The 15,102-nt window shown below is 34.0% G+C and carries 6 protein-coding genes; 3 read left to right on the top strand and 3 right to left on the bottom strand.

Translation table 11 applies throughout. The features are described 5' to 3' along the window. Nucleotides 1–421: 421 nt before the first annotated feature. The 3 genes from EDB96_RS08065 to EDB96_RS08055 are packed head-to-tail and all read right to left on the bottom strand — an operon-like array spanning nucleotide 422 to nucleotide 3,864. Nucleotides 422–2,599: a hypothetical protein gene (locus EDB96_RS08065; protein ID WP_134140084.1), complete on the bottom strand. Its 2,178-nt coding sequence runs from the start codon at nucleotides 2,597–2,599 to the stop codon at nucleotides 422–424. Continuing rightward, the gene (locus EDB96_RS08060) at nucleotides 2,596–3,324 is read right to left on the bottom strand and encodes a hypothetical protein (protein ID WP_134140082.1); all 729 of its coding nucleotides are present in this window, start codon (nucleotides 3,322–3,324) and stop codon (nucleotides 2,596–2,598) included. Before EDB96_RS08060 ends, EDB96_RS08065 begins: the two co-directional genes overlap by 4 nt. A gap of 15 nt (nucleotides 3,325–3,339) precedes the next feature. Then, a complete protein-coding gene (locus EDB96_RS08055) occupies nucleotides 3,340–3,864 on the bottom strand; it encodes a T9SS type A sorting domain-containing protein (protein WP_134140081.1) in 525 nt (174 codons plus the stop codon). A gap of 908 nt (nucleotides 3,865–4,772) precedes the next feature. On the opposite strand from EDB96_RS08055, the gene EDB96_RS08050 reads away from it, so the two are divergent. From EDB96_RS08050 to EDB96_RS08040, 3 genes are all read left to right on the top strand, one after another. Then, nucleotides 4,773–10,094, top strand: coding sequence for a polyketide synthase (locus EDB96_RS08050; RefSeq protein ID WP_134140080.1), 5,322 nt, complete (start codon nucleotides 4,773–4,775; stop codon nucleotides 10,092–10,094). A gap of 82 nt (nucleotides 10,095–10,176) precedes the next feature. Then, entirely contained in the window at nucleotides 10,177–14,187 is a 4,011-nt protein-coding gene (locus EDB96_RS08045) for a non-ribosomal peptide synthetase (protein WP_134140079.1), read from the top strand. Beyond that, nucleotides 14,174–14,968 (top strand): 4'-phosphopantetheinyl transferase family protein, encoded by a 795-nt coding sequence (locus EDB96_RS08040; protein WP_166669278.1) that lies wholly within the window; start codon nucleotides 14,174–14,176, stop codon nucleotides 14,966–14,968. The genes EDB96_RS08045 and EDB96_RS08040 overlap by 14 nt, the downstream gene beginning before the upstream one ends. Nucleotides 14,969–15,102 lie beyond the last annotated feature (134 nt).

Below are 15,102 nucleotides of genomic sequence, written 5' to 3'. Positions count from 1 at the left end.
GTTATTTTTGTCTTATTTGTAAAAAAAACACATTTTTACGACAACTATTCAATTATTAATAAGGTTTAAAGCTAAATGACGGTTTTTCTTTATCATTCATTTTAAATTTTGATCAAAAATATATAATGTTTCGACTATTTAATAATAAATCTGTTCAACGTATTTTAAAATCCGATAAAATACAACATGTTACATTTTAAGGCTCCAAAAAGTGCTTCCTAATATTCAAAAATCCTTATTTTATAAGATAATAATCACGTAATTCTACGCACTTCAGGAACGTAATTGCTGCATAGTTACATTGAAAAAGAGAAATCAGAAGATTCTGATGAAGAGTTCAAACAAAAAAATCCGTTAACTATTAATGTCGGCTTTAAAAGCTTTTTTAATAGTTAACGGATGGAGTTATAAAATATTATGCTTATTGAGTTACCAGAAACTGCGGATAAGGATTAGAAGTTGTATTGATAATTACAGTTGACACTCCTTCTTTTACATTGACTAACAATTTACTAAGCGCTGAGTTTGACTTAAAATCGTTATTCATAAATATAGCGGAGTATTTACTATTCCAATCTCCATCAACCGCAAGAGCAGTTACATTACTTGTAATTGTCGAGTTTAATATACTTGCATACACCGGGTTGTATAAAACAGATGAAAATATTGGAGCAGCATCAGAGAAATTACAGCCTTCTATAAAGGTTGTAATAGCTTTAATGGTTGATTTTGTATTTGAATTACCCGAAAAATTAACGCTGTACAAAGAAATCTCTCCACTGCTGATAGTGTAATTTCCTGTGTAGCCCGTAAAATCACTATTGGCAACCAGCGGATAATTGTTTGATGCTAAAGCAAGTGCATTTTGTCCGCCGCTAAATTTACAATTTACCCAGGCATTTAAATTATCTGCCCTTGTCGCTAGCATAGAAACGGCTGTGGTACAATTAATAAACTGGCTTCTGTAAAACATTGTTTTGTCAACAAAGCTAGAATTGTCAGAAACACCACCTGCAAGAGGATCTTGAAGGAAACCTTTTCCACAGTTTACAAAAGAAATATTGTCTAGGAAATTATTATCAAATCCCATCATTTTATCCAGATGAATTCCATTAGTTTGATCTCTAAACACTACATATTTCAGCCACACATAAGCCATATGTTGTGTTCCGTAGTTTTGTGACGAATAAACGCCTGTACTTCCACCTTGAAGCGTTAAATGTGCTAATACAAAATTAGCATCCTGACCGCCTGTAAGTGATATTAAAGGAAAATCGTCTTTTAAACCAACAATAACTGTTTTACCAGTACCTTTTCCTGTAATTCCGTGAAGTTTGTCAAGAGGAATTTTTAAAGTTGAACTAATATAAAAAACACCTTCTGGAAGTTCTGCGATTCCTGCATTATTAATTAAGTTCTGAATATAGGTTGTACTATCGGGTTTACCATTTCTGTCGTTTCTCCAATTTGCACCCAGCGGATCTGGTAAAGTTTCCCAGTTTGGTCGAGCCCACGCTGTGTATTTTGTTCCTAAAATAGAACTGCTTAAATTTGAAATTACAGTCGAATTGCCGATTGCTGCTGTTTGTTCAACACCATTATATTTTATAGAATTACTCGTATCGACATTTCCCCAAAGATCATATCCTGTTACAGTTCCGCTTCCTCTTTTGTATCCTCCTACAGCACCTATCATAGTCATATTGGTTCTTGCTGAGATTACATCAAATTCTGTGGTAAGTTTTTTATTCAATATCGAAACGTTGGCAGCATCAATATCAAAAGCTCCTGTACGAACTGCAGAATAATTATTACCACCACCTAAGTCGGTAATTTTAACATTCCCCATATTGCTGGCCTTAAACATTGCAAAAGTTCCCTTTCCTTCAAGGTTCCATCCCTCAGCATCAATACCAACAAATGTAGCAGACTTTAAATTATCCATTTCTGTTGTATTGGCGTGAGGCGTCAAAAAGTTAGTATGCAAATGTACATTACCATAACTAGGAGTTGTTGAATTTCCTTTCATAGTAAGGACTGTAGCTACTCCGCCAGATTGATGCTTTATAAATTTATTGTTTCTAAAATAACCCGACTGACTACAGTCTACTAATATAGGACCTCCAAAATTTATAAATGAGTTATTTTCAAACGTGGCATTTGTGGCTTTCAAAGTTGCCCATTTAATTGATTTTAAAGTGCAATTAGAAATTACTCCTCCTGCCTGAAGCGTAATTGTCTTATCGGCTGGAAGCAGGTATTCTATAACAACGCCTGTACTTCCTGCGGCTATTGTAATATTAGAAAACAAATTTAAAGACGGATGTCCGTATAATTTTTGATTACTTTTCATGACAATGTCCACGCCAGAATAATCTCCCTTTTCTAATCTTACTGAACCATATTTGTCTAAAGCCTGCTGAAGAGTCGCTTTTTGGGTAACTGGTAATAAATAAGCATTAAAATAGTCGTTTTCTTCCTGCTGATTATTTACAACTGGAGTTTCTGGAGTTTTAACCGGCGCCTCATCAATTGCATAATGATAGTTTTGTGAAAAAACTGCAGTTGAAAAGAGTAAAAAGTAAATTAGATGTTTCATTGTCCCGATATAATATAGGAATTTGTGCCTGTTTTTCTAAGAAATCCAAACCTTACATTTCCAGCAGTACTAGTAAACTTTCCGCTTCCAGCTGCATTATAATTAATTGTTACACCAGAAGCCGCTTGTATTGTTAGCACAGCACCATTGTGTGCTTCTAGATTAATAGTTTCACCAATTGCCATACTTCCAAAGTCAGCAGTCAGCGTTAATGTAGATGAAGCTGTACATTCTATTGTATTGTTTACATCTCCAGCCGCAATGTTTCTGGATGAAGTAAATGAAACGATTGCTGATCTAAATGGAGTACTTGATGTTCCTCCTGCTGTTTTTGCATACAAAGCATAAGGTACGCTCAAAAGCTGAGTAACTCCCGTAATATTGTAATTAGATCCTCCCTTAACGTCTACTTGAGTTTCTATAAAATAAGGTCCTTTATCCCAAGCGATTTTACTAAAATCTCCTGTACCAATTGTTCCTGTACCAATTTCAAGAGAAACCAGACCATTTGCATTTGTAGTAACAGAATGTGTTTCCAGATAAACATTAGTTCCTGTTGCAGTGCCTTGATGCACAATAATTCGAAGGCTGACTCTCGAATTAACAACCAAACTATTATCTTGGGCTCGAACAATTGCCTGGTAGCTCATTTTCTCAGGTGATTGTGCAAATACCTTAAGCGTAACAGTCACAAATAATAATAAAAGGGTATATGCCAGTTTCATTCTCTTTTTATTTTTTTAGTTTTTTATTATTTTAAAAGATTTCAAAATTTTGTTGTCATTATACAGCACAAGTATATAAATAGATGGACTTAGATAACTAAAGCTGACTTGCGCTTCAGTTTGATTAATTGTGTTTTGTTTTAAAAGTCTGCCTTGAATATCATAAAGCTTGTAGGACCTTTGACCGCTTTCCAGCTCTAATCCGGTCATGCTTACGGTAACAAAATCTATTGTTGGATTTGGGAAAACGAATATTTCTGTTGTAGGTTTGTCAACTTCTGGAGTGCCTAAATTGGCATCTTTTTCTTGATGCTGTATTCCTTGAGCAACATTATATACAGATTCTTCTCCTATATAAGTGTAAAATACTTGTCCAATTGAGTAGGTAACGGTTCCAGAACTTCCAGTCGCATTACTTCCAGATGTAATTATGGTTTCCATAATATCGTTGGCCGGCGTACTTTGACTAATTCCTAAAAAAGGAATGAAAAACAGTGCAATTATGTGTAGGTTAGTATATTTCGCTCTTAAATACTTCACAGTTTATATCCTATATTTTGTTTATACTGCAAAAATATTTAATTTCAAAAATTAATCGATATAATTAAATTTAATTCCGATTAAACGCACCAAATGTAGTATTTTAATGACTTTTTACTTACATTGAAAAAGTTAAAAAAATTAATTTGATGGTTAACAAAACAATTTGGGAAATAAATTTAACTACACGAAACAATTAAGATTAAATGTTTTTGGCTCGCAATAGAAACGAATGTTATCTATGAAATAACGCTGCAATATTTTATAAATTATATAAGAACATCAGTTTTATCTAATCTTCAATTCAGCTGTCTATATAATTTATAATTCACATTTACTAGGCATGCAAATAAACATAATTCATTTAATTAACATATATCTATTTGATTTTAAATCACTTAATCAAAAATATAAAATTAATTATTTCTTTTAATAAATGGATTAACTCCAAAAATTTTTTTTTCAAAGGAAAAAATTAACCTAAATCATATTCCTTTTTAAAATTTAAGAATTTGACACAAAAAGGATGTTAAAAAATGAAAAATAACGATGAAAGGCTATCATCAATTTTTGATAAATTATGTCTTCTTTAATTTAAAAAATGCTTTTCATCGATAATAATAGCTTTATATAGAAAATGCAAGTATTAATGAAATATTTTTCCTTTTTTTGATCAACTTATTGAATAATAAGCTGTAAATACTATTTTAATATAAAGACAATATTTAGGCTAAAACCAATCAAAATTCTTACATCTATTTATTAATCAAGCAGAAATGCAAATAAAAAAAATGTAATCTTTTCCTACTAATAAACTGTAAGCCAATAAATTAAATTCTGTTCTTTTAGTCCCAACGCTAATATTATCATATTATTTTGCTCAAACTTTAATTTTAATATAATTTAAAATGAAAAGACCTAACAACAATAGTTTAGAAAAAGGAATAAAAGGGACAAAAATGGAATATCCAAACCGTCCGCTGCACGAGCTTTTTGCACAACAAGCTGAAGTATCTCCCAATTCAATAGCACTTGAATTCGAAAACGAAAAGATTACCTACAGCGCATTAGCAAAAACAGTAAACCAAATAGCTCATTATTTTGCTGCTCAAGGTTTATCTTCTGGACAAATTGTTGCTGTGTCTATGGATCGAAGCCCAAATTTAATTGCTTCTCTTTTGGCAATTTTACAATGTGGAGCTGCCTATTTGCCTTTAGATCCAAAATTTCCCGCTGAACGTTTGGAATTTATGCTCGAAGATTCTAAAGCTAGTTTTCTGCTAACCACAAAAGCACTTTCAGGCTCGCTGCCAAATTCATCCAAAAATATAGTGATCGAAGATGTATTGGCTTCATTAGAACAATTTGCTGTAGAACCGCTTTCTATTTCAGTCGATCCAAAAGCAGTTGCTTATATGATGTATACTTCTGGATCTACCGGAAAACCTAAAGGTGTAACTGTAACCCACAAAAACTTAGTGAACTTTCTTTTCAGCATGGCGATTGAACCAGGCATAAATGCAGAAGATAAACTATTGTCTATTACCACTATTTCATTTGATATTGCTGGATTAGAATTATTTCTTCCTTTAATAAAAGGTGCCGCTGTCGTTTTTGCAGATCATGAAACTACTCGTGACGGACAGTTATTATTGAATCTTTTGCAAAAGAAACAAATTACAATACTTCAAGCTACACCAACTACTTGGCAGTTGCTGCTTGATTCTGGCTGGGAAACTCCGCTTGCTTTAAAAGCACTTTGCGGCGGCGAAGCTCTGCCTTTGAACCTTGCCCGCCAGCTAACTTCGAGATGCAATTCTCTTTGGAATATGTATGGCCCAACAGAAACTACAATCTGGTCTGCTGTAAAGCAAATTCAAGCTGATGATGCATTAATAACAATTGGACTGCCAATAGCAAACACACAAATCTATTTATTAGATGAGCAGCGTCAAATTGTTACAACAGGAGCAATTGGAGAAATAGTTATTGGCGGAGACGGAGTCGCAGAAGGTTACTGGAAACGTCCAGAACTTACAGCCGAAAAATTCATTACAAATCCGTTTTCTAATGACCCAGATTCGATTTTGTATCGTACGGGAGATTTAGGTAAAATTTTACCAAATGGAGAGTTTCAATGTTTAGGACGTATAGATCATCAAGTAAAAATTAGAGGCCACCGCATTGAGTTAGGCGAAATAGAAGCTACATTAAATACGTTATCTGGCATAAAACAATCTGCAGTAATTGTCAGCAATCACTTTGGTAATGAAGACAAAATTGTGGCTTATTTAAAATCTAGTGAACAAATACAAGATGAAAAACAAATACACGAAGCGCTTTCAAAAGTTTTACCAGAAATATTGCTACCCTCTAAATACATTTGGGTTGATGATTTCCCGATAACTCCAAATGGAAAAATTGACAAAAAGAATTTACCCGTTCCTGAATATAATAGACCAGACTCTGCTCCTCTTTTTAAGAAACCAAACACACAATTAGAAAAAGATATTGCAAAAATCTGGAGCGAAGAATTGAAAATATCAAGTATTGGAATCGATGATGACTTTTTCGATATGGGTGGCAGCTCTGTATTAGCACAAAAAGTAACTACATTAATGAAACAGCAATTATCGAAAGATGTACCTGTTTCCAAAATTTATATTCATCCAACAATTCGAGAACTTGTAGCTATTTTAGAAGAAAATAACAGCGATACTGCCAACGAAGACTTATTTAAATTTAAGGAAACTAATAAAACAACTTCTCCAGACATAGCAATAATTGGGATGGCTGGAAGATTTCCTGGTTCTGACACCATAGACGAATTGTGGGAAAACCTAAGAGATGGAAAAGAAACAATTTCATTATTTACAAAAGAGGAATTAGACAGCAGCTTACCCGAAAGTCTTCGTAAAGATCCGCTTTATATAGGCGCTAGAGGAATTCTGCCTTCAGCTAAAACATTTGATGCTAATTTCTTCGGATTAAATCCGCAGCTTGCCGCAGCAATGGATCCTCAAATCCGAATATTTTTAGAAATATCATTTGAAGCGCTGGAACAAGCCGGGCATCTTCCGAAACATTATAAAGGAAGCATTGGGGTATATTCTGGCAGTGAAATCAATTCGTATTACGAAAACAATATCTTTAACAACAAAGAACTAAAAAGCTCAATTGGTGAATTACAGATCTATACCGTAAACGGAAAAGATTTTATTGCACCGCGTACTTCTTATCATTTAAATTTAAAAGGACCATCTGTTAGTGTACATTCCGCATGTTCCACATCTTTATTAGCAGTTGCGGAAGCCGTAAAAGCCATACGAACTGGCATGTGCGATCTAGCTCTTGCAGGAGGATCTAGTGTTACTGCACCTATTAATAGCGGTCACCTTTACGATGATGGATTTATTAAAAGCCCCGACGGTTCTACCCGATCTTTTGATGCTTCTGGAAAAGGTACTGTTTTTAGTGACGGCGCCGGAGTAGTTGTACTTAAAAGATTAGAAGAAGCTGAAAAAGATGGCGATATTATATATGGTGTAATTAAAGGAGTTGGCGTAAATAATGACGGAGGAGACAAAGGCAGTTTTATGGCACCAAGTCCAAAAGGTCAAGCAGGAGCAATAATTAATGCTTTTAATGATGCTCAAATATCACCTTCAACAATTAGTTATATGGAAGCGCATGGTACTGCAACTCCAATTGGTGATCCAATAGAAATAGAAGGACTTAAAATTGCTTACGGCAGACAAGAAAAAAATAATTATTGCGCATTAGGTTCTATTAAAAGCAACATGGGTCACACTACAGCTGCGGCCGGAGTTGCGGGCTTAATCAAAGTATTATTGGCAATGCGCTATAAGCAAATACCGCCTATGGTTAATTTTACTAAACCAAATCCGAATATCGATTTTGACAATAGTCCTTTTTACATCAATAATAAATTAATTGATTGGAAAGCAGACAGTATAAGAAGAGCCGGCGTAAGTTCTTTTGGAATTGGCAGTACAAATGTTCATGCCATTGTTGAAGAATATGAAGCGAAACCTTTAATATCCTCAGCTGGAAGACCACTTGAAATATTAATGTGGTCTGCAAAAAGCCAAAACAGTTTATTGGGTTATGAAAATGCGCTGGGACATTTTATTGACAAATCAAAAGAAATTCCTTTAGCGGACATTTCTTATTCTTTGAATGTAACGAGAGATGACTTTAACCATAGAAGTTTTTTAATAGCAGATTCTACAAAAAGTGCTGCCGAAAAATTACTTTGCCTAAAAACAAAAAGTTCTAAAACCTCTTTATTAAAAAGTGTCCCTAACGAAATTGGATTTCTTTTTCCTGGTCAAGGTTCCCAATATGTAAAAATGGGTAAAACACTTTATAACAATGAAAAAGTATATCGTGACGCTGTAGACAAATGCGCCGAGCTTTTAATGGACGAGTTGCAGCTAGATATACGTGATATAATTTATCCACAGATTAAATCGAACGAAGCCGAGGAACTTCTAAAAGATACTCGTTTAACACAGCCTTCTTTATTTGTCACAGAATATGCATTATCGCAATTGTGGCTAAGCTGGGGAATAAAACCAACTTTTCTCTGCGGTCATAGTATTGGCGAATTTGCAGCTGCACATTTAGCAGGAATACTAAGTTTGAAAGATGCATTACACATAGTTGCCGTAAGAGGAAGATTAATAAGCGAACTTCCCGGCGGCTCTATGCTTATTGTTCGAGTATCTATTGATAAATTAAATGAACTGATTCCTGATACACTTTCTGTTGCTGCCATAAATGCAAATCAGTTTTGTGTTGTTTCGGGTAAGAAAGAAGACATTGCTGCTTTTAATCAGGAACTTGATGCTCAAGAAATTCCGAACAAGTTGCTTAATACAAGTCATGCATTTCATTCTTTCATGATGGAACCGATTTTAGACAACTTCAAGAATGAAATAGAAAAAATAAAATTAAACATTCCTCGCCTGCCAATTATTTCAACAGCAACAGGAACTTGGCTTACAGATACAGAAGCGACAAATTCAATGTATTGGGTTAATCAATTAAAAAACACAGTTCGATTTGCCGATGCTATGAATACAGCATTCGAGTTAGATGATTTTATTTTACTAGAAATTGGTCCTGGACAAACCTTAACAACTCTCGCACGTCAACAGGCTGCGGGAAAAATCATCGCTGCTTTTCCTAGTTTGACTTTTCCAAAAGACGAAGAGGAAAATGAATACGCTACAATATTAAATACTTTAGGCGATTTATGGTTGAGAGGTATAAACCCAGACTGGAAAGCTTTTTACAAGGAACAGCAAAGACAAAAAATAGAATTACCTAGTTATGTTTTTGATCGCAAACCTTGCTGGATTGAACCTTTAGGTACAATTGAAACAATAGTCAAAAAATCAATAATCCAAGAAGAAATACCTGCAATTTCAATAGAATCTGATAACATAAACAATTCGTCAAATGATTCTAAAAAAGAATCTATTCTCTTTAAAATTTCAGAGATTATTAAAAATGCATCAGGCATAACATACGATTCAGATTCAGCGTCGTACAGTTTTTTAGAATTGGGATTAGATTCTTTATCACTTACTCAGTTATCGGGAAAATTGAAAAAAGAGTTTGATTTACCAATCACATTTAGACAGCTTAACGAAAGTTATTCAACGCCATCATTATTAGCCGATTACATAGAACTTAATTTACCCGAAGAGCATTCAATCAATAGTAATAATAAGCAAATTGAAATAGGCTCTGACCAAACTATTAAACCAAATATTTCTTCAAATGACATACAATTATCTTCCAATCAAAATCAAATTTCGTTAGAACAAATTGTACAGCAAATTCATCTTTTGAGTCAGAAAGTAGATCAATTACAAAATTATCAGAGCTCTTCTACAAACGGAAATCCTTCGTTTACCCATCTAAAAGCAGAACATTTTGACACGGTTAAATTGAATACTAAAAATGGAAACGAAACAAATGGAACGAATGGGGTTCATAAAAAAGAAAAGTCTTTTGAAATTTCAAAACTCAATAATCACCATTCAAATGAAAATAATACTGCTGAAAAAAAGTATACAATAATGGCAAATGAACCTCCTGTTCAAGGCAGTAAACTGGGACGGGATGAAAACGGAAATCCGGCATGGTTTATACAAGATCCTACTCAAAATGGAAATTTTGTGAAGATCAAGTTATAAGAAACAGATAAGAAATAACTAGTAATTAGCATCTTAAATTATCTATTTAAAACTGCACAATTACCTTTAAAACAGAGTAGTAATGAAAAATCAACCTCAAATACAAACAGAAATGGAAACTGAAACTGAAATTCAATTTAATCCATTTTCACCTGAAATTGAACGCGTAATTTACACCACAAATTCGCAGCAAGAAATATGGACAGATTGTATTTTTGGCGGAGGTGATGCCAATAAAGCTTACAACTTGTCTGTATCTATTAAACTGAAAGGCAATTTAGTAATAGATAAATTTGAGAAGACCGTTCAAACTTTAGTACAGCGTCATGAAGGTTTGAGAGCAACATTTAGTCCAGACGGCCGCTTTATGTGTATTTACAGCCAAGTCAACTTTGAAATCTCTCATAATGATTTTTCTAACCTGTCAGCGATTGAAAAAGAACTTTCTACAGATAATTTAATAAAAGAAGAAGTTAATGCTCTTTTTGATCTTGTCAACGGTCCTTTATTTAGAGTTAACTTACTTAAAATTGATGATTTTGAATATCTCGCCACCTTAACAATCCATCATATAATTGGCGACGGATTAAGTATTGATATAATTTTAGAGGAACTGGGTACAATTTATTCTGCGTATATCGAAAATAAAGAACCAAAACTGACAACACCTGAACTTTTTAGCGAATTTGCCGAAAGAATAAATTCGTTTATGGAAAGCAGTGAATATAAACCTTTAGAAAATTTTTGGATTAATATTTACAAAGAATCGGTTCCTACAATTGAACTGCCATTAGATTTCGAAAGACCTCCTTTACGAACCTATAACAGCAGCCGTATTGATTTTCCTCTAGATGAAACTATTATAAATAAATTAAAGAATATAGGAATAAGTGCCGGCTGTAGTTTGGTTACCACACTACTTTCAGCATTTGAAGTATTCTTATGTAAAATTACTGGCCAGCATGATTTAGTCGTAGGATTTCCTTCTTCGGGAAATACATTATACGACATGCGCCAATTGATTGGCGATTGTGTGAATCTGCTGCCGCTCAGAAGTAAAATCAGCTCAGAAATTAGTTTTTCAGATTATTTAAAAGAAAGAAATTCTCAATTGTTTGATGCTTATGAACATCAGCAGGTTAGTTTTGGTCATTTATTAAAAAGTTTTGCCATTGCCAGAGATCCTTCAAGAATTCCGCTAGTTCCAGTTATACTTACTGTTGACATGAATCGAACTATAGAAGAGGAATTTTCATTTGCAGGTCTTTCGCACGAACTTAAAGTAAATCCACGTCAATTTGGAACTTTTGAAATTCAGCTCCATATTTTTAAAGCCAAAGATGGACCTTCATTTCAATGGTCTTATAATACAACATTATTCAAAGAAGAAACTATAGTTCAGATGATGGCATCATTTGAAGAAATTCTCCATAAAATCATAGACAATGCAGATAATCTATTATCCGATTTTATAGGAGGTAATTATTTAGCAGATTATAGTGAGCTGAATAATACCGAAATGCCTTATCCAAACGTTTCCTTAATTGAATTACTTCGAAAACAAGCTGAAATTACTCCTGATAATATAGCTTTAGAATTTCACGATTCTAAAACTACCTATCTGGAATTACATAAAAAAGTAAATCAGCTGGCGCATCATTTAAAAGCACAGGGAGTTGAATCGGGCGATTTTATTGCGGTTTCTTTTTCAAGAAGTCCAGAACTGGTTTATACATTATTAGCCATTATGGAATGCGGCGCCGCCTATTTACCATTAGACCCAGAATATCCTAAAGAACGTTTAGAATTCATGCTCAATGATTCGGGTGCGAAAGTTTTATTAACCAGTAAAACATTGTTCGCATCTTTGCCATCATGGCCGCAAACGCTTTTTATAGAAGATGCAATGGATTCATTAGATGAATATTCAACATTACCGCTTCCTGAAACCGTTAGTCCAGAAAATATAGCGTATGTACTTTATACCTCTGGGTCAACTGGTAACCCAAAAGGTGTTCCTATTACCCATAAAAATTTGGTGAATTTTCTTTGCAACATGGCTTTAGAACCTGGCATTACTGAAAATGATAGATTACTATCTATAACCACTATATCTTTTGATATTGCAGGTTTAGAATTATACCTCCCGCTTATTAAAGGTGCGACATTAATAATAGCCGATCATGAAACAGCCAGAGATGGAAGACTTTTACTAGAATTAGTAGAACGTGAAAATATTAATTTCTTACAAGCAACACCAACAACCTGGTCAATGCTTTTAGATTCTGGCTGGTCTGAAAAATTACCACTTAAAGCCCTTTGCGGCGGTGAGGCAATGCCAGCAGATCTTGCCAAAGAACTTTTGTCTAAATGTGATACTCTTTGGAATGTTTATGGCCCAACAGAAACCACAATATGGTCTTCTATAAAACAAATAAAAGCTGACGATAAATTAATAACTATTGGAAAACCAATTGGAAACACACAAATTTATTTAATCGATGAACATGGTCAGCTTGCTGCACCTGGAAATATCGGAGAAATTGTTATTGGAGGTGATGGCGTTGCAAAAGGTTACTGGAACAGACCAGAGCTAACATCTGAAAAATTTATTGAAAACAGATTTTCTTCTAATAAAGAGGATGTTATTTATCGCACAGGAGATCTAGGAAAAATACTTCCCAACAATGAAATTGAATGTTTAGGACGCCTGGATCAGCAGGTTAAAATTAGAGGTCACCGAATTGAACCCGGCGAAGTCGAACAAGCTTTGTTATTACTTGACGGCATAAAAGCTGCTGTCGTATTAGCCGATGAAAATTTTCTTATAGCACATATAGTACCTGATAACAGCTTAGAAAATGCAGAAAATCAGATACCGCAATGGCGCGAAGCTTTAGCCTCACGATTACCCGTGCAATTAATTCCGCATGATTTTAATTTAATCGAGAAAATACCAACAACGCTTAATGGAAAAATCGATCGCAAAGCATTATCGCAATATAAAGTAAACAAAAAAGTAACTTATACTGCTCCTCGAACCGAAGAGGAAAATATAGTTGCCACCATTTGGAAAGAAAGCTTAAATATAGAAAACATTGATATTTTTAGTGATTTCTTCGAAATGGGCGGGCATTCAATCAAAGGCGTTAAGGTTATGATTGAAATTGAAAAGCATACCGGTAAACGAATTCCTTTATCAGCATTGTTCAAATATTCGACAGTAGAAAAATTTGCAAAACTTTTGAACACCGGCACAGAAATTTATTCGGATTGTCTGGTTCCAATAAAACCGCAGGGAAACAAAGCGCCACTTTTTATCGTTCATGGAGCAGGACTTAATGTTTTAAATTTCATTAATTTAAGCAAACATTTTGACCCAGACCAGCCTATTTATGGTATTCAAGGAACTAAACCTAAAGGTTTTGACGGATGGTACGAATCAATTGAAGCCATGGCTGCTCATTATATAGATGCAATCATAAAAGTAAACCCGAAAGGACCATACGCATTAGCAGGGTTTTCTTTTGGAGGTATTGTTGCTTTTGAAATGACACGCCAATTGAAAGCACAGGGGAAAAAAGTAAGCTTGACCGCACTGCTCGACTCTTATGTTGATTCTTCTTATTATTATGGAAATTACAGGCGAAAACAACTTGTGAGATACTTCGATATTACACACAGAAGGCTGGATTTTTTAAAAGAAATGTTATTGAGCTGGGAAGCTTTTAAAATGCGTATCAATGGAAAAAAAGAATACATTCTACAAAGACATTTTGGCAAGAAAAAAGAAATGACTGAGCAGGAAGAATTAGCTCTTCAGCAATTTATAGAAGCCGATGGCATGGTTAAAAAGATTGTAGACCGTTACCACTTAAAACCACAAAACATTGAAGTTGATTTATTTCGATCAAAAGATGACGCTAATTACAAATTAGACCCAACACATTTGGGATGGAAAAAAGCAGCATTAGGAGGCGTTACAATTCATAATATCTCTGGTAATCATTTAGATATTGTAGCACCGCCAAATGACAAAGTATTAGCGCGATTACTTCAGGACATTTTAGATGAGAAACATGAGAACATTTAAACCTGTCATTGAATATTCAACGATAAAGGACATAAAACTGATTCCTTGTAAACTCGCACCATTAGATACTGATGAAATAATCATTTACACTATTTATCTGCCTGATTTTATCGAACTAAAATCTGATTTATCTCAGTTTCTAACTTCTAAAGAACTTAAGAAAGCACAACGTTTTTTTAAAGAAATAGACCGAAGCAGATTCATTATATACAGATCAATTTTAAAGTTCGTTTTAGCAGCTCATACCAAATTGAATGTAAAGAATATTTATCTGGATTATCAATTTAACAAAAAACCATATTTGGCTTCACATCCTTGGTTGTTTTTTAATCTCTCACATTCTGAAGACTTTGCAGCTATAGCAGTTTCGCGCAAAAATGTTGGATTAGACATTGAATATATGTCTAAAGATTTCAATTTTACAAGTCTTCTTCCAGATGTGTTTGACGACAATCAAGTTTTGCAGATTCAAAATGCAGCTGATAAAAAACATGCTTTTTATACTTCATGGACACGCAAAGAAGCTTTTGTAAAAGCATTAGGAAAAGGCATCGATGAAGATTTTAAACAAATTCCGAGTTTAGACGGACAGCATAAAATTGATTTTAGCCTCATAAAAAACAGTAAAAACTGGCAGGTAAATAGTTTTAATCTTGCAGATTCTTATTTGGGCGCTGTTGCATTTGAAAACCTATCGGCAATAAGTAGAAATTTGGTATTTTATATTATACCTAATAAAATAGACAAGCTTCTAGAAATGGCTCAAATCAAGAATAATTGATTTTCAACAAAGAAATCATCAATAACCAATATAACCCAAAACAAAAAAGCCACTCGATTTGAGTGGCTTTTGATGTGAACGCAGAAGGATTCGAACCTTCGACCGTCCCGATTAAAAATCGGGATGCTCTATCC

The sequence above is a fragment of the Flavobacterium sp. S87F.05.LMB.W.Kidney.N genome, from assembly GCF_004366435.1.
Lineage (GTDB): Bacteria > Bacteroidota > Bacteroidia > Flavobacteriales > Flavobacteriaceae > Flavobacterium.
The sequence above is the reverse complement of the archived record's forward strand: the minus strand, read 5'-3'. Positions and strand labels throughout refer to the sequence as shown.